The organism is Sphingomonas sp. Leaf37, from assembly GCF_920939475.1.
GTDB lineage: Bacteria > Pseudomonadota > Alphaproteobacteria > Sphingomonadales > Sphingomonadaceae > Sphingomonas.
The window spans coordinates 462,740-487,148 of record NZ_CAKLAX010000004.1 but is presented as its reverse complement, the minus strand read 5'-3'; the positions used below and the strand labels follow the sequence as shown (position 1 = coordinate 487,148).

The window sequence follows — 24,409 nt, the reverse complement described above, 5'->3', positions numbered from 1 at the left end:
TTAATGTCCTGCCGAGACGGGGACAGGAATTTACGAACGGAACGCGCCTTCGCGTCCCGGTCTGCCGCCCTTCACGGGTGCCTTCCCCATCGATGGACAACCCCGGCGGGGTTTTCCCCACCGGTTTGTAACCGGGCACGGCGTTCGCGCTGTGTTCAAAACGTGGAGAATGGCATGGATCGTGCTCAAAAGGCCGCGGCCGTTGCCGAGTTGAATCGCACCTTTTCCGAAGTCGGCGTGGTAGTCGTTACCCGCAACAACGGAATGACGGTTGCCCAGTCCACCCGACTGCGCAACGCGATGCGTGATGCCGGCGCGACCTACAAGGTCTCGAAGAACAAGCTTGCCAAGATCGCACTGGATGGCACCGATTACGGTTCGGTGGGCGACATGCTCACGGGTCCCGTCGGCCTCGCCACCTCGATCGATCCGGTCGCCGCAGCCAAGGTTGCGGTCGAATTCGCGAAGACGAACGACAAGTTCGAAATCGTGGGTGGATCGATGGGTGCGACCCCTCTCGACCTCGCTGGCGTGCAAGCGCTCGCTACCCTGCCCTCGCTGGATGAACTCCGGGCGAAGATCGTCGGCCTCATCGTTGCTCCGGCAACGAAGCTCGCGACCATCACCCAGGCTCCTGCGGCGCAGATCGCGCGCGTGCTGTCGGCTTACGCCGAGAAGGAAGCCGCCTGAATTTCAGGCGTGCTTGGTTAAGCGAATTTTCAACTGACACTTTGGGGCGTTCGCCCCGACATATGAAGGAAGTATCATGGCAGACCTGAACGCGCTCGTTGAGAGCCTGAGCGAACTGACCGTCCTCGAAGCAGCCGAGCTGTCGAAGCTGCTCGAAGAGAAGTGGGGCGTTTCGGCCGCAGCAGCGGTTGCAGCACCGGCAGCTGGCGGCGGCGCAGCCGCTCCGGCAGCTGAAGAGCAGACCGAATTCGACGTCATCCTCACCGGCGACGGTGGCAAGAAGATCAACGTCATCAAGGAAGTCCGCGCGATCACCGGCCTGGGCCTGACCGAAGCGAAGGCTCTCGTCGAGGGCGCGCCGAAGGCCGTCAAGGAAGGCGTGAACAAGGACGAGGCCACGAAGGTCAAGGCGCAGCTGGAAGCAGCCGGCGCGACCGTCGAGCTGAAGTAAGCCGCAGTAGCGGGACTCGCTTGCGCAAGCCCCGCTACAAGGCCGGCCGTCGCAGCCAAAAGCCGCGTCCGACGTCATGGGCTTCACCCATGACCGCCAGGCCAGCCGACGCGACAAGGAAAAGGGCGGCTCCCGCTAGGGAAGCCGCCCTTTTTCGTACGATCCGCTTTGGTGGATAACGAACGGGCCGGATCAGGAAGCCGATGCGCCTCGACGATCCGGCGCCTGCATCACCTTATCGCACCACCCCGGCAGCATAGGCCCGCACACCGATCGCATCGAACATCCGCGCCGGCTGGTCCAGCCAGAGTGGTGCCAGCTTGGCGCTGTCGACCCGCTCGACCCCGACGGCGAACGCCTGTGCAGTCTGCCCCTGCACCTCTCCCGCTTCATACAGCACGTTGACCGCGACGACCGGCACGAACATCGCCCGACCGCCCGCCTCCAACGGCAGGATGTCCGCCCGCGGCAACGCGACGACCAGCCGCACCCGGCGCTCCTCGCCCGGCGCGAGCCCGAACGGCGGCGTGACCGGCCGACCGACCGGCTGGGCGAATAGCGGACCGACATCACCGGGAGGACCGGCGGCAGCGCCCATCAGCAGTGCGCCCACGCGGATCGCGGCGGCGGGCACGCTACCTTCGTTGCGGAGCAGCAGTTCCGCTTCGACGGTCGCGCTCAGCAGGTTCAGGCCGGCGCGACGCGGATGCAGCGCCATCGCGATCCGCGCGCGATCGGTTTGCACAGGTGTAGGGTCAAGCACGACGGGCTGGGCAGCCGGCGACGGCGGCTGTGCTGCACGAGCAGGCTGCGGTGTCTCGCCTGGTTCCGACGCCACCAGCCTGTACTCCGTGACGCTCTCGCCGACCTCACGTCGGCGACGCCACCAGACGATGCCTGCCATGAGCGCAGCCAGACCCGCGCCCGCAACGATCCACCCGACCCAGCTGCTGGATGATGACGGGGCCGCGAGCTCTGGCGCTACGGCGCTCGGCGCAGCGTCGGGCCGGGCTTCGATCGTTGCCGGCGAAGGACTCGTCGGGGTCGGGGTCGCGATCGGCTCCGGCGCTATGCCCGGGTCCATCGTTGCAGTCGGCCGTGGCGTCGGCGCGTCCGTCGGACTCGGACGCGGGGTCGCGCGGGGCGTCGGCGTCGCCCGTGCAGTCGGCGCAGCGGCGGGCGTGGGGGTCGCTTGCGGCGTGGGGGTTGGCGTCGGAGTGGGCGTGGGCGTGGGCGTGGGCGTCGGCGTCGGCTGCGCGGTCGGTCGCGACGACGGCAGGCTGAAATCGTCCAATCCGGGAATGGTCTGCGGGGCCGGCGCCGTCTGCGCAAGCGCAGGCGCTACCGCTGCGCCTGCCAGCAGGAGAGCGATCGCGCTGGAGCGCGCGCGCCGCGAAATGGTCATGTACCCTGTTCTCACCCGAAACCGTTTGCCCGCTCCTTAGTGAACCCCGCACGACCGCCACCTGCGCTGCGACGAAACGCCCCGCCTTGTCGGCAGGGCGATCGGATCCATTGGACCGGCGTTGGCTCCTCCCCCTTTGACAGCGTCCAACACCGCGCCTATATCCGCGTCTCGCCACCGCTTTCGGGACATGATGCGCCGTCGCGCAGTGCATCGTACGAATAGGAAGCTGCGGTTCATAGACGCCAAGGGCCGACGCAGTGTCATGCGATCGGCCTTTTTGCGTCGCTGCTCGCGTCCCGCTCCGGAGGTTTCCGGGCACGATATTCCGGCCGAACCCAGGCAACTGGCAGGCCACGACTGAGGGCATAACGATCATGGCCACCAAGGCGATCCAGGGCAGCACCGCCAAGCGGCGCATCCGCAAGATCTTCGGGGACATCCACGAAGTCATCCAGATGCCAAACCTGATCGAGGTTCAGCGCGAAAGCTACGAACAGTTCCTGCGCTCGGACAAGAGCACCGGCCACGTTTCGGGCCTCGAAAAGACGCTGCGCAGCGTCTTCCCGATCCAGGATTTCGCCGGCACCGCGTATCTCGACTTCGACGATTACGTCCTCGAACCGCCGAAGTTCGACGTCGAGGAATGCCGCCAGCGGGGCATCACCTATGCCGCGCCGATGCGCGTCACGCTGCGCCTGACTGCGTTCGAGGTCGATCCGGATACTGAGGCCAAGTCGGTCATCGATATCAAGGAGCAGGACGTCTACATGGGCGACATGCCCCTGATGACGGGCAACGGCACCTTCTTCATTAACGGCACCGAGCGCGTGATCGTGTCGCAGATGCACCGTTCGCCGGGCGTGCTGTTCGACCATGACCGTGGCAAGACCCACGCGTCGGGCAAATACCTCTTCGCCGCGCGCGTCATTCCGTATCGCGGCTCGTGGCTCGATTTTGAGTTCGACGCCAAGGACATCGTCAACGTCCGTATCGATCGCAAGCGCAAGCTGCCGGTGACGGCACTGCTCTATGCGCTGGGCATGACCAGCGAGGATATCCTGAACTATTTTTACAACCGCGTGACGTATGTGCGTGGTCAGGGTGGCTGGATCATCCCGTTTGCCGCGGAAAACTGGCGCGGTGTGAAGCCGTTGTTCGACATCGTCGACGCATCGTCGGGCGAGGTCGTGTTCGCGGCGCAACAAAAGATCAGCCCGCGCGCCGCCAACAAGGCGGCCAAGGACGGCCTGACGCAGCTGTTGATCCCGACCGAGGAAATCTTTGGTCGCTATTCGGCCTACGACCTCATCAACGAGACGACGGGCGAGATCTACGTCGAGGCCGGTGACGAAATCGGTCCCGACAATCTCGAGGCGCTCGACAAGGCGGGCATCGACACGATCGAGCTGCTCGACATCGATCATGTCTCGACCGGCGCATGGATTCGCAACACGCTGAAGGCCGACAAGGCCGAAGAGCGTGAACAGGCGCTGTCCGATATCTATCGCGTGATGCGCCCCGGCGAGCCGCCGACGCTGGAAACCGCGGAAGCGCTGTTCTCGGGCCTGTTCTTCGATCCGGATCGCTACGACCTGTCGGCGGTGGGCCGCGTCAAGCTGAACATGCGCCTCGACCTCGATGCCGAGGATACCGTCACTACGCTGCGCAGCGAGGACATCCTTGCCGTCATCAAGACGCTCGTCGGCCTGAAGGACGGCAAGGGCGAGATCGACGACATCGACAACCTCGGCAACCGTCGCGTGCGTTCGGTGGGCGAGCTGCTCGAGAACCAGTATCGCGTCGGCCTGCTCCGCATGGAGCGCGCCGTGAAGGAGCGCATGTCGTCGGTCGACGTGTCCACCGTGATGCCGAACGACCTGATCAACGCCAAGCCGGCGGTCGCCGCGGTGCGTGAATTCTTCGGTTCGTCGCAGCTGTCGCAGTTCATGGATCAGACCAACCCGTTGTCCGAAGTGACGCACAAGCGTCGCGTTTCGGCGCTCGGGCCGGGCGGTTTGACGCGTGAGCGCGCAGGCTTCGAAGTCCGCGACGTTCACCCGACGCACTACGGCCGCATCTGCCCGATCGAAACGCCGGAAGGCCCGAACATCGGTCTGATCAACTCGCTGGCGAGCTTCAGCCGCGTCAACAAGTATGGCTTCATCGAGACGCCGTACCGCAAGGTCGTCGATCACAAGGTCACCGACGACGTCGTCTATCTGTCGGCGATGGAAGAGGCCAAGCACACGATCGCGCAGGCCTCCGCAGAGCTGAACGGCGACGGCGGCTTTGCCGAGGAACTGGTCTCGTCGCGTCAGGCGGGCGAATTCCTGATGGCGCTGCCCGATAACGTCACGCTGATGGACGTCAGCCCCAAGCAGCTCGTCTCGGTCGCCGCATCGCTCATTCCGTTCCTTGAAAACGATGACGCCAACCGCGCGCTGATGGGTTCGAACATGCAGCGTCAGGCCGTGCCGCTGGTGAAGGCGGAAGCGCCCTTCGTCGGCACCGGCATGGAAGAGACCGTGGCGCGCGATTCGGGCGCCGCGATCGGGGCGAAGCGCGCCGGCATCGTCGATCAGGTCGATGCCAGCCGCATCGTCATCCGTGCGACGGGCGAGGTCGATTCGACCAAGTCGGGCGTTGACATCTACACGCTGATGAAGTTCCAGCGTTCGAACCAGTCGACCTGCATCAACCAGCGTCCGCTGGTGAAGGTGGGCGACGTGGTCAACGCCGGCGACGTCATCGCCGACGGTCCCTCGACCGAGTTCGGCGAGCTGGCGCTGGGCCGCAACGCGCTCGTCGCGTTCATGCCCTGGAACGGCTACAATTATGAGGATTCGATCCTCATCAGCGAGCGGATCGTGAAGGACGACGTGTTCACGTCGATCCACATCGACGAGTTCGAGGTGATGGCCCGCGATACGAAGCTCGGGCCGGAAGACATCACGCGCGACATCCCCAACGTCGGTGAGGAAGCGCTGCGCAACCTCGACGAGGCGGGCATCGTCTACGTCGGTGCCGAGGTCGAGCCGGGCGATATCCTCGTCGGCAAGATCACGCCGAAGGGCGAAAGCCCGATGACGCCGGAGGAAAAGCTGCTCCGCGCCATCTTCGGTGAAAAGGCGTCGGACGTGCGCGACACCTCGCTGCGCCTGCCCCCGGGCGTTGCCGGTACGATCGTCGACGTGCGCGTCTTTAATCGCCACGGCATCGACAAGGACGAGCGCGCGATGGCGATCGAGCGTGAGGAGATCGAGCGCCTGAAGAAGGATTCGGACGACGAGCGCACCATCCTGAACCGGGCCACATGGTCGCGCCTGCGCGAGATGCTGCTCGACCAGGTCGCGACTGCCGTTCCGAAGGGCCTGAAGAAGGGCTCGACGATCGACATGGACCTGCTCGACAGCGTCGACCGCCACGAATGGTGGAAGTTCGCGGTCGCCGACGACAAGGTCCAGGGCGATCTGGAAGCCGTCAAGCAGCAGTATGACGAAGCCGCCAAGCGGATCACGGACAAGTTCCACGATCGCCGCGAGAAGCTGGAGCGCGGCGACGAGCTGCCGCCGGGCGTGCTCAAGATGGTCAAGGTGTTCGTCGCGGTGAAGCGCAAGCTGCAGCCCGGCGACAAGATGGCCGGCCGTCACGGCAACAAGGGCGTCATCAGCCGCATCCTGCCGGCGGAGGACATGCCGTTCCTCGCCGACGGGACGCCGGTCGATCTGGTGCTCAATCCGCTCGGCGTGCCGTCGCGCATGAACGTCGGGCAGATCTTCGAAACCCATCTCGGCTGGGCGGCCCGCAATCTGGGCATGCAGGTCGCGGCGGCGCTGGACGATTGGCGCGATGCCAACCCGGATGCCAAGGCGGGCGAGATGCCCGACGCGGTCAAGGAGCGGCTGGTCGAGGTCTATGGCGATCACTATGCCGAGGACATCCAGAGCCGCGATCCGGACGAGATCGTCGAGCTGGTGCACAACATCCGCACCGGCATCCCGATGGGCACCCCGGTATTCGACGGCGCACGCGAGAGCGACGTGTCGGCGATGCTGGAGCTGGCGGGCCTCGACACGTCGGGCCAGTCGGAGCTGTTCGACGGACGCACGGGCGACAAGTTCGACCGCAAGGTGACGGTGGGCATCATCTACATGCTCAAGCTGCACCACCTCGTGGACGACAAGATCCACGCGCGTTCGATCGGGCCGTACTCGCTGGTCACCCAGCAGCCGCTGGGTGGTAAGGCACAGTTCGGCGGCCAGCGCTTCGGCGAGATGGAGGTCTGGGCGCTCCAGGCCTATGGCGCGGCGTATACCTTGCAGGAAATGCTGACGGTGAAGTCGGACGACGTCGTCGGCCGCACCAAGGTCTACGAGGCGATCGTCAAGGGCGACGACACGTTCGAGGCCGGCATCCCGGAGAGCTTCAACGTGCTCGTCAAGGAAATGCGCAGCCTGGGTCTCAACGTCGATCTCAAGACCATGCAGGACGTGGACGACGAGGGCGGCATCGCGATCGCGGCGGAGTAAGCCACCACTCTCCCTCTCCCCTCGGGAGAGGGAGGGAGCGGCCGCAGGCCGCGGAAGGGTGAGGACAGTTCACTGCCCTGCCCTCACCTTCCCACCAGCTTCGCTGGCGGGCCCCTTCCTCTCCCACCGGGAGAGGAGAAAAGAATTCTGAGAGGTTCATACCCATGAACGAACTGACCAATTTCGCCAATCCGATCGCGAAGCCGGAAACCTTCGACCAGATCCAGATCGGCATCGCATCGCCCGACAAGATCCGCTCGTGGTCGTTCGGCGAGATCAAGAAGCCCGAGACCATCAACTATCGCACGTTCAAGCCCGAGCGTGACGGCCTGTTCTGCGCGCGCATCTTCGGTCCGATCAAGGATTACGAGTGCCTGTGCGGCAAGTACAAGCGCATGAAGTACAAGGGCATCGTCTGCGAGAAGTGCGGTGTCGAGGTCACGGTGTCGAAGGTCCGCCGCGAGCGAATGGGCCATATCGAACTTGCTGCGCCGGTCGCGCACATCTGGTTCCTGAAGTCGCTGCCGTCGCGCATCGGCCTGCTGCTCGACATGCAGTTGAAGCAGCTCGAGCGCGTGCTGTACTTCGAGGCGTATATCGTCATCGAGCCGGGCCTGACCCCGCTCGAGAAGTTCCAGCTGATGACCGAGGACGAACTCCTCGAGGCGCAGGACCAGTACGGTGAGGACGCGTTCTCGGCCGGTATCGGTGCCGAGGCCGTGCGCATCATGCTCGAAAGCCTCGACCTCGAAGGCGAGAAGGTTGCGCTGCTCGAAGAGCTGGCGACGACCAAGTCGGAGCTGAAGCCCAAGAAGATCATCAAGCGGCTGAAGGTCGTCGAGAGCTTCCTGGAATCGGGCAACCGTCCCGAGTGGATGATCCTCGAAGTCGTGCCGGTCATCCCGCCCGAGCTGCGCCCGCTGGTGCCGCTGGACGGCGGCCGTTTCGCGACGTCGGATCTGAACGACTTGTACCGCCGCGTCATCAACCGCAACAACCGCCTGAAGCGGTTGATGGAGCTGCGTGCGCCGGACATCATTGTTCGCAACGAAAAGCGCATGTTGCAGGAGGCGGTCGACGCCCTCTTCGACAACGGCCGTCGCGGTCGCACGATCACCGGCGCCAACAAGCGTCCGCTGAAGTCGCTGTCCGACATGCTGAAGGGCAAGCAGGGCCGCTTCCGCCAGAACCTTCTGGGCAAGCGCGTCGACTATTCGGGTCGTTCGGTCATCGTGACCGGGCCCGAGCTGAAGTTGCACCAGTGCGGCCTGCCGAAGAAGATGGCGCTCGAACTGTTCAAGCCGTTCATCTACGCACGCCTCGATGCCAAGGGTCTGTCGATGACCCTGAAGCAGGCGAAGAAGTGGGTCGAGAAGGAGCGCAAGGAAGTCTGGGACATCCTGGACGAGGTGATCCGCGAGCATCCCGTGATGCTGAATCGCGCACCGACGCTCCACCGTCTCGGCATCCAGGCGTTCGAGCCGGTGCTGATCGAGGGCAAGGCGATCCAGCTCCACCCGCTGGTCTGCTCCGCGTTCAACGCCGACTTCGACGGCGACCAGATGGCCGTGCACGTCCCCCTGAGCCTCGAGGCCCAGCTGGAAGCGCGCGTCCTGATGATGTCGACGAACAACATCCTGTCGCCGGCAAACGGCAAGCCGATCATCGTGCCGTCGCAGGACATGGTGCTGGGCCTGTATTATCTGTCGATGATGAAGGAAGGCGAGCCGGGCGAAGGCATGCTCCTGGGCGACATGGCCGAGGTGCATCAGGCGCTCAATGCGCAGGCGGTGACGCTACATACCAAGATCATCAGCCGCGTTCCGCAGACGGATGAGCAGGGCAAGCAGTATCTCAAGCGTTACGAGACGACGCCGGGCCGCATGCTCCTTGGTGAGACGCTCCCGCACAGCCACAAGGTGCCGTTCGAGACCGTCAACCGGCTCCTCACCAAGAAGGACGTGGGCGACGTGATCGACGAGGTCTATCGTCACACCGGTCAGAAGGAGACTGTACTGTTCGCTGACGCGATCATGGCATTGGGCTTTCGTCACGCGTTCCGCGCCGGCATCTCGTTCGGCAAGGACGACATGATCATCGCGCCGGACAAGGACAAGCTGGTCGACGAGACGCGCGATCAGGTGAAGGACTTCGAGCAGCAGTATCAGGACGGCCTGATCACGCAGCAGGAGAAGTACAACAAGGTGATCGACGCCTGGTCCCGTTGCGGTGACCAGGTCGCGAACTCGATGATGAACGAGATCAAGGCTGTCCGTCACTACGAAGACGGTCCGATGAAGGGCCGCGAGAAGGACATCAACTCGATCTACATGATGGCGCACTCCGGTGCCCGTGGTTCGCAGGCGCAGATCAAGCAGCTCGCCGGTATGCGAGGGCTGATGGCCAAGCCGTCGGGCGAGATCATCGAGACGCCGATCATCTCGAACTTCAAGGAAGGCCTGACCGTCCTCGAATATTTCAACTCCACTCACGGCGCGCGCAAGGGCCTCGCGGATACGGCGTTGAAGACGGCGAACTCGGGCTACCTTACCCGCCGCCTCGTCGACGTGTCGCAGGATTGCGTCATCGTCGAGGAGGATTGCGGCACCGAGCGCGCGCTGGAGATGAAGGCGATCGTGCAGGGCGGTTCGACGATCGCCTCGCTCGGCGAGCGCATCCTCGGCCGTACGACGGCGGAGGACGTGGTCGACGCCAAGACCGGCGAGGTCATCATCCCGACCGGCACGCTGCTGGACGAGGCGATGATCGTGCAGATCGAGAAGACCGGCATCCAGGGGATGAAGATCCGCTCGCCGCTGGTCTGCGAGAGCAAGATCGGCGTCTGCGGCAAGTGCTACGGGCGCGATCTGGCCCGCGGTACGCCGGTCAACATCGGTGAAGCGGTCGGCGTCATCGCCGCCCAGTCGATTGGTGAGCCGGGCACGCAGCTGACGATGCGGACGTTCCACATCGGTGGCGCGGCGCAGCTCAACGAGCAGTCGAACCTGGAAGCGCCGGTCGACGGCACCGCGGTGTTCAAGGACCTGCGCCTGATCGTCGACCAGCGTGGCCGCCGCGTGACGCTGTCGCGTTCGGGTGAAATCGTGATCGTCGACATGGACGGCCGCGAACTCTCGACGCACCGCATCCCGTACGGCGCGTACGTGCTGTTCGACGACGGTCACGTCCTGACCAAGGGCGATCGCATGGCCGAATGGGACCCGTTCACCATGCCGGTGATCACGGAGAACTCGGGTATCGTTAAGTACGTCGATCTGACCGAGGGCAAGACGCTCACCGAGCAGACCGACGAAGCGACCGGTATCGCCCAGCGCGTCGTCATCGAATACCGCACCTCGACCAAGTCGAAGGAGGATCTTCGTCCGCGCCTGACCCTCACCACGACCGAGGACGGCGAGGCGGCACGCTACATGCTGACGACCGGCGCGGTGCTGTCGGTCGACGACAATGCGCAGGTGCAGGCGGGCGACGTTCTCGCCCGTGTCAGCCGCGAGTCCGCGAAGACCCGCGACATCACCGGCGGTCTGCCGCGGGTCGCCGAATTGTTCGAAGCGCGCATCCCCAAGGAAGCAGCGATCATCGCCAAGGTTTCCGGCCGGGTCGTGTTCGGCAAGGACTATAAGGCGAAGCGCAAGATCGGCATCCAGCCCGAGGACGGCGGCGACGTCGTCGAGTATCTGGTGCCGAAGTCGAAGGTGATCGACGTTCAGGAAGGCGACTACGTCAAGCGTGGCGACAACCTGATCGGCGGTTCGCCGAACCCGCACGACATCCTGGAAACGATGGGGATCGAGCCGCTGGCCGAATATCTCGTCAGCGAAATCCAGGAAGTCTATCGACTGCAGGGCGTGAAGATCAACGACAAGCACATCGAGACGATCGTTCGTCAGATGCTGCAAAAGGTCGAGATCACCGACGGCGGCGACACCACGCTGCTGAAGGGCGAACAGGTCGATCGCGAGGAAATGGACGCGACCAACGAGAAGCTGGGTGCGAACGAAGCCCCGGCGCACGGCAAGCCCGTCCTGCTCGGCATCACCAAGGCGTCGCTGCAAACCCGCAGCTTCATCTCGGCGGCGTCGTTCCAGGAGACCACCCGCGTTCTCACCGAGGCGGCGGTCCAGGGCAAGCAGGACACGCTGATGGGTCTGAAGGAGAACGTGATCGTCGGTCGCCTGATCCCGGCAGGCACCGGTGCGGGCATGAACCGCCTGCGCGTCGCAGCCTCGTCGCGTGACGCGGCGCTCCGTGCGCAGCAGCGTTCGCTGGCCGCGGCGATCGTCGCGCCGGCCTCGGCCGCCGAACTCCGCGCCGCCGAGGCGCTGCGTTCGAAGCGCGAAGACACCGGCACGGGTCCCGACCCGCTCGCCGAGGTCACGCCCTCGGGCGATGGCAGCGACGAGGCTGCCGGCGAGTATCTCAACCAGGAGTGATCCTCCGGGTTCGGGTTACGACCTGACCGAATGAAGGAGCCGCCGTCCGGGCAACCGGGCGGCGGTTTTTTTATGGCCAACCCGTTGCAACTACGCACTTTAACGTATGTTAGAATATTAACTCGTGTGGCAATGACCGTGCATCGCGCTAGCCACAGGATGAAGACCGCCATGTTTCCCGTTTCACAGGTCGTTGATGACGATGCGACAAGCTTGCGCCGGATCCATACCCTGCTGACGGAAGCCTGCGCCATCGCCGACCGGCTGGGTCTCGATCTGGCGGCGATCCGGATCGACGAAGCACGCACGATCGCAAGCGATCGTTTGATTACGTTGCGCGCGTAGCCAGACGGCGCTTCGCTTTGGTGTTCCGGCCCGCCCTCCGTCTCTACATTTCGATCGCCGCGACCGGCGATCGTACGATCAGTCGACGTGCAGCGCCGGATTCACCATGCTGCAGACCTGAGCAATGAATGCGATGCGAAGCGCCTGGGACAATGAGTTGGCGTCGAGTTTGTCCATTAGGTTGGCGCGGTGTATTTCTACGGTGCGGGCGGAAATCGAGAGACGGCGCGCGATTTCCTTGTTCGACCAGCCGCGCGTCAGCCCTTCCAGCACCTCGCGCTCACGCGTGCTGAGCATGTTGAGCGCAGCATTGACGCGGCGCATCGTCGCCGCGCGGCGCTGCGCCTGCTTCAGCCGGTGGCGGGCGGTCGCGAGGGCGGCGAACAGGCGATCCTCGTCGACCGGCTTGGCGATGTAATCGATCGCCCCGCGACGCATGGCCGCGACGGCCGATTGGATATCAGCGTGCCCCGTCACGATCACGCAGGGCATGCCGATGTCGGGCGCCGCCAGCCGTTCCTGCAACGCGGCGACATCGACGCCGCCGACGAACGGGTCCATCACGACACATCCCGGCACGGCCGTACCGCAATCGCGCGCGAAGTCGTCGATGGTCGTCCAGCCCTGTATCGCGATCGATCGGTCGGTGAGCGCATCGGCGATCTGCCGCGACGCCGCGGCATCCTGATCGACGATATGAACCAGCAAGGCCTCGTCCGCAGCGACAGCCAGTCGCCCCGCCATGTTCATCGCCGTGCATCCCCTTTTTATCGCCGCCATCATAACGCGCTCTCAACCTTCGGAAAAGAACGGACTATTGACGCACCCGTCCGGCTTTGAGACGCCGGGAGTCCGGACGGCTGCAGATCAGACGCTGGCAGATCAGACGCTGGCAGATCAGACGCGGGGATGCTCGGGATCTTCGCTGATCGCCCGTTGCGGTTCGCGGCCCATCGTGCGTGCGATCGTTTCGAACTTGCCATCGGCGAGACGGATCTCGTTGAAGGCAGGGCGTGAATTGCGCACGCGCTTCGACAAGGTCCCCGCCCCGATCATGCGTATCGTCCGGCCGCTGCGCTCAACCGGTACGTCGAACGGATCGTGGACGTGGCCGGACAGCACGGCATGCGCCCCCGCCTCCGCCAGCGCCGTCATCGCGCTGTCGCCATGGCGGGTCTTCGCCGTCCCCTTGGTGCCGCCCTCGACCAACGGATGGTGAGCGGCGACGAAGATCAGATTGCCGCGGGGCGCCTGCGCGATCATCGCAAGGGCCCGCCGCAGCGAACCGGGGCTGACCCTGCCCTTCGACCAGTTCCAGCGCCACTGCGCCCGCGCCGTCGTCTTCAACGGCACGATGGTGACGCCGGGCAGGTCCAGTTCCGCCTCGATCATCTTCTCGATCGCGACGTAGCGCTGGTAGGGCGCGAACAACCGGCGGAACGGGTCCCAGTAATACGGGATGTCGTGATTGCCGACCTCCAGCGTCACCGGCACGCCGAGGCTGCGCAGCCAGTCGCCGCCGCGTTCGAATTCGCGGCGGGTGGCGCGCATCGTCAGGTCGCCGGTCATGATGACCGCATCCGGTTTTTCCTCCGCCACCCGTTCGCCGAACCAGGCGATCGCCTCAGGATCTTCCGCACCAAAATGAACGTCGCTGACGTGAAACAATGTGATCATGGGTGCCCGAACGCTGGGGATGACGGAAAGCTGCTAGGCGGTGTCAGACGAGTTCGGCAAGGCTACCCGGTTCGTGCATCGGGCAACCATTGAACGACCGGCGGAAATCGGCGGAAAAGCGATAGGTGTCGCGGCGGGCGCGATTGACGTTGCCGAGTGGCCGATGCGCCTCGATCCCGTGCCAGATGCTGTAGGACAGGGCATCGTCGGTACGCGCCGTCGTTTCGTCGTCCCAGCCGATCTGCGGCGGCACTTCGAGCGTCGCGACCGTCACGAACGGGCTGGCCGCGCGATCCCATTCCACCCGCGGATCCTCGATCGGCATCGCGTCCAGATCGGTGTTGAGCTGCACGCGCACGTCCCACGATCCGCCATGCGCGATCAACGCCTTTCGCACCGCCGCGCGGATCGCATCGGGATCGTCGCCGGTGTCGATCGTCGCTCCGGCAAGCCGGGTGAGTGCCGGCGCGACCGGGAATACGGCGACCTTCGCCATATAGTCGCCGTACCGGTACGGCGTCTGGGTGAAATAGGTCTCGCCGAGCGGATGGACGTGCGGTGCGCCGCCGAGCTGCTGGAGCGTCGCCGAGGGCTGGCCGATCGCCTCCAGCCCGGCCTCCACCGTGCGCAGGACCTTCGACAACACGACCTTGCCCGTTTCGGCGCGGTCGGTGGTCTTCGCCAGCAGCTTGAGGTTCTTGAGGAACGATGCCGCATCGGGCGCAGTGAATACCGGCCCATTCACCATGATGAAGTCCTGGGTCGTATCGGCTTCCGACCCGGGAAGCCGCTCGCCCTCGACACCGAGGATCTTCAACGCCAATCCGCGTGGCAGACCGATGCTGTCGGGCAGGATATCGCCGGCGTTGGTCGACAGCCGCAGCACCGCTTCGTAGGAGCCGCCTCGCGCAAAGATGCCCTGCGCCAGCTCCGGCGGCAGATCGTCCGCCACGGTCAGCGTTCCGCGCGCGATGCCATGCGCCTTGGCATGGACGGATCGCACGGCGTGGCCGTAATCCGTGGACGTGGTTTCCAGGATTTCGCGAAACGCCGCGTTGAGGGCATCGATCGTGCCGGCCTCGTCGTCGGCGAGGCGTTCGACGGCGGGGGTGTAGCGGACGGGTGTTCTGGCGAGCATCACGAATATGTCCCGGTTGTTTCCGCGCCAACCCCCGGATCCACGCCTACGTTCCATTGCCCTTGACGTGCTGATCCATGTCAATCACCCTCGCATTGTATTGGGGGACAGGCAGGCCCATGCTCCCCGGACCAGTATCAAGAGTGACGATGGCGATCCCGAGTACGACAGACACCAACGCGCCCGGGCTCGACCTGACCGCGTGCGATCGAGAGCCGATCCATATCCCCGGCGCCATCCAGCCCCACGGGCTGCTGCTCGTCGCCGAGGCGGAGGGTGCGCATCGGGTGGTGGCCGGTGCGGGCGACATCGAGGGCAAGCTGGCCGCCGAGTGGCTCGGGCGCCCGCTGGGCGAGCTGTTGCAGCAGGATATCGCGCGGTTGCTCAACACGCTGCCGGGCGGGCCGAACGCCAGCGTCCCCTTGCCGGTGACCGGGATCGACGACCGCTTCACCGCGACGATGCACCGTGCCGGGCGGCACCTGATGGTCGAGCTGGAGCCGTTGCCGTCCGATCCGATGACCGCCGCGACGATGCTGGCATGGCTGGACGCGGTCGCCACCAGCTTCGAGCGCGCTACCGACCGGCAGACGCTGTACGATCGTGCCGCGACGGCATTTCGCACGCTCACCGGGTTCGACCGGGTAATGGTCTATCGCTTCCTGGACGACGATGCCGGCCGCGTGGTGGCCGAGGATCGCGACCCGACGCTCGACACGTTCCTGAACCATCATTTCCCCGCGTCCGACATCCCGAAGCAGGCGCGCGCGCTGTATATCCGTAACCGGACCCGGTCGATCCCGACCGTGGATTATGACCCCGCCCCGCTGCGGCCCGCCGGTTTTGCCGGCTGCGACCTCAGCGACGTGGCGTTGCGCCACGTCTCGCCGATCCATCTGCAATATCTTCGCAACATGGGTGTCGAGGCGTCCGCATCGATCTCGATCGTCAAGGACGGGTTGCTGTGGGGGCTGATCGCCTGCCACCACAACACGCCGCGCGCCCTGGCGCCGGAGGTGCGCGGTGCCGCCGCGACGCTGGCGAGTGGCCTTGCCCGGCAGATCCGCGCCAAGGAGGAAGCGGCGGCCTATCGCGAGCGGCTCGCCCTGCGTGCCGCCGAGGATAGCGTCGTTCCCCGTCTGAACAGCGAAGAACCGCTACGCGACGCGATCATCGCCGTGAAGACCGAATTGCGCGAGATGCTGCACGCCGATGGCTTCGCGATGGTGGCGGGCGATCAGGTCGAGGCGACCGGCCGGTGTCCGGCCGATGGCGTCCTGATCGCGATCGCGCGACAGGTTCGTGAACGCGGCAACGAACCGCTCGCCACCCACGAACTGGCGAAGCTGTTCCCCGCCGCCGCCGAACACCACAGGCTGGCAAGCGGACTGCTCGCTCTGCCGCTGCACGACGAGGACGCGACGTTGCTGTGGCTGCGCGCCGAGACGGTCGAAACGATCGAATGGGCGGGCAACCCGCACAAGGCGGTGCAGATCGCCCCCAACGAGACGCTGACCCCGCGAGCATCGTTCGCAAGCTTTACGGAAACCGTGCGCGGCCGGTCGCATCCATGGACTCTGGAAGAGGTGGAGGCGGCGCACCGGCTGCGTCGTCGCTTCCACGAAGCGCGCCAGCATCTTCAGGTTCGCATCCTCAATCGCGAATTGAGCCGGACGCTGGTCGAAAAGGATGCGCTGCTCGTCCAGAAGGACGTGCTGATGAAGGAAGTGAACCATCGCGTGCAGAACAGCCTGCAGCTGGTCGCCTCGTTCCTGCGGTTGCAGGCGAAGACTGCCGGCGCCGGTATCGTCGCGGATCAGCTGGCGGAGGCGCAGGCCCGCCTCGCCGCGGTCGCGCTCGTCCATCGCCGGCTGTATCGCGACGATCAGGTCGAGAGCATCGATCTGTCGCGCTACGTCGACGAGTTGATCGCCGACATGCGCACGTCGCTCGGCACCGACTGGGGTCGTCACATCCGGCTCGACCTGGCGCCCGTTCTGGTGCCGACCGACCGTGCGGTGAACATCGGCCTGATCCTGACCGAACTGGTCATCAACGCCACCAAATATGCCTATGACGGCGCACCCGGGCCGGTCGCCATTGCACTGGAACAGCATGGCGGCAAGCTGCGGCTGATCGTCGCGGACGACGGGCGCGGCAAGAACGGCGACATGGCGGGCAGCGGCGGCTTCGGCAGTCGCATGATGGACGCGATGGTCCAGCGCCTGTCCGGCACGATCGAATATAGCGAAAACCATCCCGGTCTGCGCGCGATCGTGACGGCACCGATCGCCGAGACGTGATCGGCGTGACGTGATCGGCGTGACGCGGCATGATGTCGTTACGCTGCCGGTTCGTCGCTCATAAAGACTTCATCGTCCTTTGATACACACGGTCCGGACGCAAGGTGTTCAGGACGAGCGACGATGATCTTCCCCAATATTGCCAAGGCCATCGCGCCCGAACGATGCGATTCGACACTGGCCGGACCGCAGGTCGCATGAACGCGCTCGCTGCACCTGCGCATTCGCGCCTTGCCCGATTGTCGTCCTGGCTGGGCGGTCATCAGAATGGACCCCCGGTCCATGCCGACGCGCATGACGACACGCGCGATCGCAATCGTCAGCTGTTCTGCCGGATCGGTACGTTCCTGGAGACGCACGATCTGGCGCCGACCACGGAGCATTACGATCTGGCCCGCCGCTACGTGTCGGGTGACGATATTGCGCTGCGGCTGGAGGTGGACCGGCACCTGACGTCGCAGCCGCGGATCGATGCCCGCTTCGTGCGCAGCCTGACCAGCGCGCGACCCGACGCCGCGCTGCATCCCGAGGGGATCGCCGCGATGGCCGACGCGCTGGCCGTCATGCTGGCGGACAGCGAGACCACCGTTCATCAGAGCCATGCCTCGGCCCGCGACTATCACAGCGCGCTCAGTGCCGAAGCCGATGCCGCGCACGGCGAGACGGGCGCCACCATGGTTCGCCTGCTGGGCATCACCACCGAAGCGATCGCGCGGACCCGCGATCTCGCCACACGGCTGGAGGCGACGCATCGCGAGACCCGCGCGCTGCGCGTCAATCTGGAACAGGCGCGGCAGGCGGCGGACGAGGATCACCTCACCGGCCTTGCCAACCGCCGCTGTTTCGATGGCAGGCTGCACGCCGCAAACGCATGCGAGGACGATAGCGGCAGCCATTGCGTCGCGCTTTGCGACATCGACGATTTCAAGGCGATCAACGACCGCCACGGCCATGATACGGGCGATCGGGTGCTGAAACTCGTCGCGCGCCAACTGACGACGGATCTGGGCAAGACGGTGCTGGTCGCGCGGCATGGCGGCGAGGAGTTCGCCTGCCTGTTCGAACGCTGTTCCCCCGCGACGGCGCACGAGAAGCTCGACGATGTCCGCGAGCGGCTCGGCGCGCGCACGCTCGTCGATCAATCGACCGGGCGTGGCATCGGCAACCTCAGCTTTTCCGCCGGAATCGCGGTGCTCGGCGACGATCCCAGTGCGGCGATGCGGGCGGCCGACGCCGCGCTCTACGCCGCCAAGCGCGCCGGCAAGAATCGCGTGGTGCTGGCGCCGGCCTGATCGGTCGACGCGGGCGTCGGCGGAAGCGGGGCGAGGATGCGTCGACCTAGGCGATCGCCGCGGCGCGGGCGTACAGGGCGAAGCATGCGCGGGCGCCGGCCAGCGCGGCATCCTGCCATGCCTGCCCCTGCCCAGCCGCGTGCGTATCGAGCGTCGTCAACAGCCTGCGCCATTCACCCGGCAGGTGATGCGCCGCGAGGTAGGCGGACGGCAGGCCGGCCGGTACGCTGCGCGCCAGCAACTGCCCGCCGAGCCGCGATCCCTCGATCACGTACAGGGCACCCCAGCGCTCTGCGGCTGCGCCCGGCTGGAAGGGGAGCGGCGCCGGTATCGGCGCATCCAGCGCGTGCAGGTCCGCCGCCAGCAACGCCGTCCGTGATCGCCATGGCGGCAGGTCCGACGCTTCGGCAAGTGCCCGCTCCACCGCCGGCAGTGCCCGTGCGTGCGCGGTCAGGAACGACCGGTAATCCGCCTGGCGATCGAGCGCGAAACCACCGTAATGCGCGTCGACCATCTCGTGATCCGCGGCGGTCGCCTGACGAAGTGTACGGACGAAAGACATGCCCCGTCCCCTGCCCTGCGCGCGCCGGGCTGTCGAGGCCGGGACCGGATCGCCGGTGCGCAAACGCGGGTCAGGCGGCGTCGCGCGACCCTGCCGGCATCAAGTGCCTTGCCGCGATGGCCGTGAGTCATGCTATCGTCATGCAAGCTTGCCATGGGCAGTCTCCGTTCCGCCGGATCCACGTCGTGATCCGTCCCGGTACGGTGGATCGTCCAGATTCGGCTTGCGTGCCGTCGCGGCCGGCCCCATGCGCGCCGCGCCATTATTGAAAGGTCCCTTATGGTTGCCTGGTTCCAGGCGCTGATGCCGAAGCAAGGTCGTTTCTTCGAACAGTTCGAGGCGCATGCCGCCACGCTGGTCGCGGGCGCCGACGCCTTGCAGAAGCTGTTCAGCGGCGACGGCGCGATCGCGCAGCACATCGCCGAGATCGTGGATCGCGAGCACGAGGCCGACGATATCACCCGCGACGTCCTGCAGGACGTGCGCCGCGTGTTCGTGACCCCGTTCGACCGGTCGGCGATCACCGACCTGATCGGGGTCATGGACGATTCGATCGACCAGATGAACCAGACCGCGAACACCATCGCCCTGTACGAGGTGACCGAGTTCGCACCCGACATGCGCGAGATGGTCGGTCTGGTCGTCGAGGCGGCGCGCGTTACCGCGGAAGCGATCCCCCTCCTCCGCAAGCTCGACCAGAATGCCGCGCGCCTGCACGACCTCACCGAACGGCTGGTCAAGCTGGAGGGGCGTGCGGACGAGCATCACGCCCGCGGCTTGAAGGCGCTGTTCAAGGCGTGCGGCACCGACAATCCGATGCGCTTCATCGTCGAGCGCGAAATCTACAGCCATCTGGAGCGGACGGCCGACCGGTTCGAGGACATCGCCAACGAGATCCAGGGTCTCGTGATCGATCACGCCTAGGCCATGACCATCTCCTTCACGCTGCTGGTCGCGCTGATCGGCGTGGCGCTGCTGTTCGATTTTCTGAACGGCCTGCACGACGCCGCCAATTCGATCGCGACGGTGGTGTCCACCCGCGTCCTGAAGCCGCACCACGCAGTGCTCTGGGCCGCCTTCTTCAACTTCATAGCGTTTGCGGTGTTCGGCCTGCATGTCGCCAACACCGTTGGCAAGGGCATCGTCGATGCGCAGGTGATCGATCCTCAGGTCATCTTCGGCGCCTTGATGGGTGCAATCGCCTGGAACGTCATCACTTGGCGCTACGGCATCCCGTCAAGTTCGAGCCATGCGCTGATCGGGGGCCTCCTCGGTGCCGGCATCTCCAAGGTCGGCTTTTCCGCAGTCGTCTGGACTGGCGTCCGCAACACCGTGGCCGGCATCTTTGTGTCGCCGACCGTCGGCCTGATCCTCGCTTTGGTGCTTGTTCTCGTCGTCGCGTGGAGTTCGCTGAAGCTGACGCCAATGGGCGTCGACAAGCGCTTCCGCAAGCTCCAGCTCGTCTCCGCCGCGCTCTACAGCCTGGGCCACGGCGGCAACGACGCGCAGAAGACGATGGGGATCATCACCGTCCTGCTCTATTCGCAGGGCATGCTCGGCGGCGAATTCCACGTACCCTTCTGGGTCGTGCTCTCCTGCCAGGCGGCGATGGCGCTCGGCACGATGTCGGGCGGATGGAAGATCGTCCACACCATGGGGTCGAAGATCACCCGCCTCACCCCGGCGCAGGGCTTCTGCGCCGAGACGGGCGGCGCGATCACGCTGTTCATGGCGACGATGGGCGGCATTCCCGTGTCCTCGACGCACACCATCACCGGCGCGATCGTCGGCGTCGGCTCCGCCCGCCGGCTCAGCGCCGTCCGCTGGAACATCGCCAGCCGGATCGTCGTCGCCTGGGTGGTCACGCTCCCCGCCGCCGGACTGATCGGTGCGGCGTTCTACGAACTGGCGGCGCTGCTGTCCGCCTGACGATCGGGACGAGGGAGCCTGTGCGCGGCTTCCTCGTTCGGTCCGTTACGACAGGAAAGCCGCCATCATGCCTATCGAACTGACCCTGCTCGGCGCATCGACCGTCCTGCTGTTCGCGCATGTCATGATCCAGGGGCAGACCGCCACCCGCGATCGCGGCCTCGACTGGAACGCCGGTCCGCGCGACGGCGCCGCACAACCGCTCGGCACGCTCGCCGGCCGGGCCGCCCGCGCGCTGGCGAACTTTCAGGAAACCTATCCGGCGTTCATCGCGCTGACGCTCGCGCTCGCCATGACCGGGCAGACCGGCGGCAGCGGCGCGGCCGGCGCGATCCTCTGGTTCGCCGCCCGCCTCGCCTACATCCCGCTCTACCTGTTCGGCGTGCGCTATCTCCGCAGCCTTGCCTGGCTCGCGTCGATCCTGGGAATGTTGTTGATGCTGGTCCGTTTCTTCTGAGCAGATCGTGGCGCGGGTACAGACGTACGCTCCTGAGACCGGACATGGCGCCCCCTGCTCTACCCCATGCGTCTGCCATGGAGCCGGGCCGTCATGTGCTTTCGGTGTCCGTTGCACTCAGGCCGGTGGATCGGGTCGTTGTAAATCAATGACTTACAGGAGCCGGTAAGTGCTTGCTGCCGCCGGACCCGTTCACGTCGATACTCCACCAACCGCATAGGCATTGAATTCGTGCTGGTGTCGTGTATCGCCACAACACCATAACAAGGGTTGTTCCAAGATGAAGAAGATCGTTCTGTTCGCGGCCGCCACGGGCCTGCTCTCGCTCGCCGCCTGCAACACCAGCCCGCGCGAGCAGGCTGCCGACAACGTGGAAGCGAACTCCGAGGCCGTTGCCGACAACCTCGAAGACGCTGCGGACAACACCAGCAACGCAGCTGCCGAAGCCGCTCTCGAGAACACCGCCGACGCCGTTCGCGCGACCGGCCAGAACCAGGCGGACGATCTGCGCACGAACGACGCCGACACCAATCTTAAGAATGGTATCTGATTCCGGCAGCGTCTAGGGACCGTCCCAGGCGCTCCCAAGCACCTAGATTGAAGGGCATCCGGGGCGACCTGGGTGCCCTTTTTCGCGTGCGAAACGCCAGAGGAAATACGCGTCCGGCCTATATCCCTGAAGGCGCGGGCGTGAAGGCGGCGTGTCGGGCCACGCCCAATTCTTGCCATTCCCAGCCGACATCACGCTTCCTGTTTGCAGACATCCGTTAATCCGGTAAGTTGGTCGCGGTCTTGACGCTGTCGGAGCGGGCGCAGCGAGCGATCGTAGCGTTTGGCGGGTTCGAGTCCCGCTCATGGGTCCGGTGTCGTCCATTTGCGGAGGCCTGATGAAGCGTGCATGACCGCCGTATGATGTGGAAACGCATTTCTCTTGCTGCTCTGCTTGCAGCCGTTACGGTTCCCGCCGCCTTCTTTGTCTCCAAGGCGCTCCTGACGCGCTGGTACTTGTTCACCGAGACTTCCGGTGACGGGCAGGTGGGCTTGTCGATAGTCGGAGGCAGCGCAATTGCCTCGCTACTCTGTGGCCTTGTGACGCTCGGAGCCGCCTTACCCGTAGGCCGTCGATTGAAATAGCGACCAGTCCGCTTTCCACCAAATATCGCCGTTCAGGCGAGCCATAGCGGCAGCCCGCATCGCAACAGGTTCGATATTGCTACACATTCCTGCACAGAATGCTGTGGACAACAGCGTACTGGGCTTAGTGAGGCGCTCAATCGTAACTACACGAACCCCGCGTACCGGTTGAAAGAATACGTTCACGTCCCCTGCTACATCAGATCGGGTAGCGAGCCGTCAGGTGTGCCGAATGACTTGCAATGACATCGAACCGATAGCCGCAAGATCGCCATTCAGTTTCTCGTAATCTGCCGAACCTGATATTCAGGACAAGGAGACGGATCATGCGATGGACAATCGTTCTGGCCGGAAGCGCTCTGTTGACGGGCTGCGGTAGCGCCTCTTCGGACGGCAATTCGGCGACGACCGCGGCGGATGAGCAAGCGAACCGGGCCGTTATCGCGCAGCGTGCCGAAAATCCCGATTTCAGGGCAGTAGATGCTCTGGCGAACTGGACCGGCGAAGCTACGCCCGGACAGGAGCCGGCTAACTCGGCGATCCCGACTACCGCCGCATCCACCCTGCCCGTGGTTACCGATCCGCGCGCTGCGATGAAGGCGGCGATCCAAGTGTCCGCGAGCGGGAACGACGGGATCAAAACGTTGCCGCTGTCGCCGGACCTGCTCGTGGCACTTCGGCGGGTCGAGGCCCGAGGCGAGGTGGGAAACTACGATCATGATTTCCTGACCGGCGGACAGGAGCCTCTCCCCGTACGAATACTGGGCAGCACATCCCGCCGCACGGCCAGCGGGATCGAGGTGACACATCGTATTGAGAATGCCGCCGGACCACGCAGGCTGACATCGGCCTGGTCGCCGCGCGGTGACGGCAGCTGGCAACTGGATGATATCCGCGCCGAGGGAACGACGCTGCTGACGCTGCTGGACAGCGACGGGGCATAGGCGAACCGCAAGGAGAGAGACGATGAAGATGCTCATCCTGACTGCCGCGTTGGCTACGCTGACTGTGCCAGCGATGCTGAGCGCGCAGGGATGGACCCCCGCCCAGGAACGCCGCTTGAGCGCTGCCTATGATGCCTGCGTGAAAGCCGCCGACGGCGTGATGCCGGACCTGATTCAGTGCACGCAGGAAGAGCATGCGCAACAGGATGCGCGGCTCAACCAAGCATACCGGATGGTCATGCCGCACCTGTCCGCGTCTCGACGCACCACGCTGCGTACCGGCCAACGTGCATGGATCCGCGAGCGGGACCGGACATGCCAGCGCGCGTGGAGCGACGCGGGGGGCGGCCAGGCGTCGGATCTCGAACAATCCTCCTGCCTCCTGCGGCAGACCGTTGCGCGGACGATGTGGCTGGAACGCTATCGATGACCCGATCGTAGCGCCGACACGCTCCCGCTAGAATGCGGGATGCGCCTCGAAGGTGGCGATCAGGTGATCGGTCGCGGCGCGCACGGCGGGGGCACGCCGCACGTCTGCGTGGATGACGAGCCAGATGATGCGCGACGGGATCGGGTCGCAGGCGATCTCGACCAGAGCAGGTGCGATATGGCTACACTAACCGGCCGGAACGGCATTAAGCGCCCAATTGCGGACGTTTAATTCCATGCTAGGTTCGTCGAATGAAGTGTCAAAAGACATTGACGTTGTGTGCTGCGGTAGCGGCTCTCGGGTTTGCACTGCCGGCACAGGCCTGCCGAGTATTCAGATCACCAGAGCAGCGAATTAAAGACGTTTATGCAGCGCGGGCCGACCTTCGGATAGCGTTGATGACAGTAATCGATGCTCGCCACCTCTCCAATCCGGTTATTCAGAAGCTACAGCGGCTTAACGCCAATTATCAGAAACCTTGGCGGGTCATGGCGAAGGTGGAAAGAATGATCGTCAGTGACGGGTCGCCAGAATTGGTCGTTTTCGATCGTGGCTGGGGAAGCGCGGCTTGCGACGATGGAACCGCCATGCCTCAACGGGGTGATCGTTGGGTTGTTTACTACACCTCGGCTACTCCGATCGGATCGGCGCAGGTTCTAGAAAGCT

At 65.0% G+C, this 24,409-nt stretch carries 17 protein-coding genes and 1 pseudogene; 13 read left to right on the top strand and 5 right to left on the bottom strand.

Going from position 1 to position 24,409, the window contains the following annotated elements; genetic code table 11:
* The first annotated feature begins 174 nt into the window (after positions 1–174).
* The gene (gene rplJ, locus LRA87_RS16100; protein ID WP_230781603.1) at positions 175–690 is read left to right on the top strand and encodes a 50S ribosomal protein L10; all 516 of its coding nucleotides are present in this window, start codon (positions 175–177) and stop codon (positions 688–690) included.
* A 76-nt stretch (positions 691–766) separates the two neighbouring features.
* The gene (gene rplL, locus LRA87_RS16095; protein ID WP_230781602.1) at positions 767–1,141 is read left to right on the top strand and encodes a 50S ribosomal protein L7/L12; all 375 of its coding nucleotides are present in this window, start codon (positions 767–769) and stop codon (positions 1,139–1,141) included.
* Positions 1,142–1,376: 235 nt separating this feature from the next.
* On the opposite strand, the gene LRA87_RS16090 is transcribed toward rplL, so the two are convergent.
* Positions 1,377–1,886 carry a hypothetical protein gene (locus tag LRA87_RS16090; protein WP_230781601.1) on the bottom strand — a complete coding sequence of 170 codons (510 nt, stop codon included), beginning with the start codon at positions 1,884–1,886 and terminating at the stop codon, positions 1,377–1,379.
* Positions 1,887–2,923: 1,037 nt separating this feature from the next.
* Between LRA87_RS16090 and rpoB the strand changes: the two genes are divergently transcribed.
* The 3 genes from rpoB (at position 2,924) to LRA87_RS16075 (ending at position 11,877) form a co-directional block, all read left to right on the top strand.
* Positions 2,924–7,078 (top strand): DNA-directed RNA polymerase subunit beta, encoded by a 4,155-nt coding sequence (gene rpoB, locus LRA87_RS16085; RefSeq protein ID WP_230781600.1) that lies wholly within the window; start codon positions 2,924–2,926, stop codon positions 7,076–7,078.
* A 164-nt stretch (positions 7,079–7,242) separates the two neighbouring features.
* Positions 7,243–11,532: a DNA-directed RNA polymerase subunit beta' gene (rpoC, locus tag LRA87_RS16080; protein ID WP_230781599.1), complete on the top strand. Its 4,290-nt coding sequence runs from the start codon at positions 7,243–7,245 to the stop codon at positions 11,530–11,532.
* 159 nt (positions 11,533–11,691) lie between these two features.
* The gene (locus LRA87_RS16075) at positions 11,692–11,877 is read left to right on the top strand and encodes a hypothetical protein (protein ID WP_230781598.1); all 186 of its coding nucleotides are present in this window, start codon (positions 11,692–11,694) and stop codon (positions 11,875–11,877) included.
* A 78-nt stretch (positions 11,878–11,955) separates the two neighbouring features.
* Here LRA87_RS16075 and LRA87_RS16070 read toward each other — a convergent pair whose 3' ends face one another.
* The 3 genes from LRA87_RS16070 to LRA87_RS16060 all read right to left on the bottom strand — a co-directional run bounded on the left by LRA87_RS16070 (position 11,956) and on the right by LRA87_RS16060 (position 14,692).
* Positions 11,956–12,627, bottom strand: a complete 672-nt coding sequence (locus tag LRA87_RS16070; protein ID WP_230781597.1) for a response regulator transcription factor — start codon at positions 12,625–12,627, stop codon at positions 11,956–11,958.
* 147 nt (positions 12,628–12,774) lie between these two features.
* Positions 12,775–13,554, bottom strand: a complete 780-nt coding sequence (locus tag LRA87_RS16065; RefSeq protein ID WP_230781596.1) for a metallophosphoesterase family protein — start codon at positions 13,552–13,554, stop codon at positions 12,775–12,777.
* A gap of 43 nt (positions 13,555–13,597) precedes the next feature.
* Positions 13,598–14,692: a catalase family protein gene (locus LRA87_RS16060; protein ID WP_230781645.1), complete on the bottom strand. Its 1,095-nt coding sequence runs from the start codon at positions 14,690–14,692 to the stop codon at positions 13,598–13,600.
* Between the two features lie 149 nt (positions 14,693–14,841).
* Between LRA87_RS16060 and LRA87_RS16055 the strand changes: the two genes are divergently transcribed.
* Positions 14,842–16,995 carry a histidine kinase dimerization/phosphoacceptor domain -containing protein gene (locus LRA87_RS16055; protein WP_230781595.1) on the top strand — a complete coding sequence of 718 codons (2,154 nt, stop codon included), beginning with the start codon at positions 14,842–14,844 and terminating at the stop codon, positions 16,993–16,995.
* 164 nt (positions 16,996–17,159) lie between these two features.
* A complete protein-coding gene (locus LRA87_RS16050; protein WP_230781594.1) occupies positions 17,160–18,287 on the top strand; it encodes a GGDEF domain-containing protein in 1,128 nt (375 codons plus the stop codon).
* A 46-nt stretch (positions 18,288–18,333) separates the two neighbouring features.
* On the opposite strand, the gene LRA87_RS16045 is transcribed toward LRA87_RS16050, so the two are convergent.
* Entirely contained in the window at positions 18,334–18,849 is a 516-nt protein-coding gene (locus tag LRA87_RS16045) for a biliverdin-producing heme oxygenase (protein ID WP_230781593.1), read from the bottom strand.
* 267 nt (positions 18,850–19,116) lie between these two features.
* Here LRA87_RS16045 and LRA87_RS16040 point away from each other — a divergent pair.
* From LRA87_RS16040 to LRA87_RS16015, 6 genes and pseudogenes are all read left to right on the top strand, one after another.
* Positions 19,117–19,773: pseudogene (locus LRA87_RS16040) on the top strand (DUF47 domain-containing protein); the annotation flags it as partial.
* A gap of 3 nt (positions 19,774–19,776) precedes the next feature.
* Positions 19,777–20,778 carry an inorganic phosphate transporter gene (locus tag LRA87_RS16035; RefSeq protein WP_230781591.1) on the top strand — a complete coding sequence of 334 codons (1,002 nt, stop codon included), beginning with the start codon at positions 19,777–19,779 and terminating at the stop codon, positions 20,776–20,778.
* A 67-nt stretch (positions 20,779–20,845) separates the two neighbouring features.
* Positions 20,846–21,235, top strand: coding sequence for an MAPEG family protein (locus LRA87_RS16030; RefSeq protein WP_230781590.1), 390 nt, complete (start codon positions 20,846–20,848; stop codon positions 21,233–21,235).
* Positions 21,236–21,515: 280 nt separating this feature from the next.
* Positions 21,516–21,785 carry a hypothetical protein gene (locus LRA87_RS16025; RefSeq protein WP_230781589.1) on the top strand — a complete coding sequence of 90 codons (270 nt, stop codon included), beginning with the start codon at positions 21,516–21,518 and terminating at the stop codon, positions 21,783–21,785.
* A 910-nt stretch (positions 21,786–22,695) separates the two neighbouring features.
* The gene (locus LRA87_RS16020) at positions 22,696–23,313 is read left to right on the top strand and encodes a hypothetical protein (protein ID WP_230781588.1); all 618 of its coding nucleotides are present in this window, start codon (positions 22,696–22,698) and stop codon (positions 23,311–23,313) included.
* 22 nt (positions 23,314–23,335) lie between these two features.
* Positions 23,336–23,743 (top strand): lysozyme inhibitor LprI family protein, encoded by a 408-nt coding sequence (locus tag LRA87_RS16015; RefSeq protein WP_230781587.1) that lies wholly within the window; start codon positions 23,336–23,338, stop codon positions 23,741–23,743.
* Positions 23,744–24,409 lie beyond the last annotated feature (666 nt).

Coding starts and splice junctions, on each gene's coding strand:
- rplL (WP_230781602.1), top strand. CDS start 767: ATGGCAGACCTGAACGCGCTCGTTGAGAGCCTGAGCGAACTGACCGTC.
- LRA87_RS16025 (WP_230781589.1), top strand. CDS start 21,516: ATGAAGAAGATCGTTCTGTTCGCGGCCGCCACGGGCCTGCTCTCGCTC.
- rpoC (WP_230781599.1), top strand. CDS start 7,243: ATGAACGAACTGACCAATTTCGCCAATCCGATCGCGAAGCCGGAAACC.
- LRA87_RS16065 (WP_230781596.1), bottom strand. CDS start 13,554: ATGATCACATTGTTTCACGTCAGCGACGTTCATTTTGGTGCGGAAGAT.
- rplJ (WP_230781603.1), top strand. CDS start 175: ATGGATCGTGCTCAAAAGGCCGCGGCCGTTGCCGAGTTGAATCGCACC.
- LRA87_RS16075 (WP_230781598.1), top strand. CDS start 11,692: ATGAAGACCGCCATGTTTCCCGTTTCACAGGTCGTTGATGACGATGCG.
- LRA87_RS16020 (WP_230781588.1), top strand. CDS start 22,696: ATGCGATGGACAATCGTTCTGGCCGGAAGCGCTCTGTTGACGGGCTGC.
- LRA87_RS16030 (WP_230781590.1), top strand. CDS start 20,846: ATGCCTATCGAACTGACCCTGCTCGGCGCATCGACCGTCCTGCTGTTC.
- LRA87_RS16050 (WP_230781594.1), top strand. CDS start 17,160: ATGCGATTCGACACTGGCCGGACCGCAGGTCGCATGAACGCGCTCGCT.
- LRA87_RS16035 (WP_230781591.1), top strand. CDS start 19,777: ATGACCATCTCCTTCACGCTGCTGGTCGCGCTGATCGGCGTGGCGCTG.
- LRA87_RS16060 (WP_230781645.1), bottom strand. CDS start 14,692: ATGCTCGCCAGAACACCCGTCCGCTACACCCCCGCCGTCGAACGCCTC.
- LRA87_RS16015 (WP_230781587.1), top strand. CDS start 23,336: ATGAAGATGCTCATCCTGACTGCCGCGTTGGCTACGCTGACTGTGCCA.
- LRA87_RS16055 (WP_230781595.1), top strand. CDS start 14,842: ATGGCGATCCCGAGTACGACAGACACCAACGCGCCCGGGCTCGACCTG.
- rpoB (WP_230781600.1), top strand. CDS start 2,924: ATGGCCACCAAGGCGATCCAGGGCAGCACCGCCAAGCGGCGCATCCGC.
- LRA87_RS16045 (WP_230781593.1), bottom strand. CDS start 18,849: ATGTCTTTCGTCCGTACACTTCGTCAGGCGACCGCCGCGGATCACGAG.
- LRA87_RS16070 (WP_230781597.1), bottom strand. CDS start 12,627: ATGAACATGGCGGGGCGACTGGCTGTCGCTGCGGACGAGGCCTTGCTG.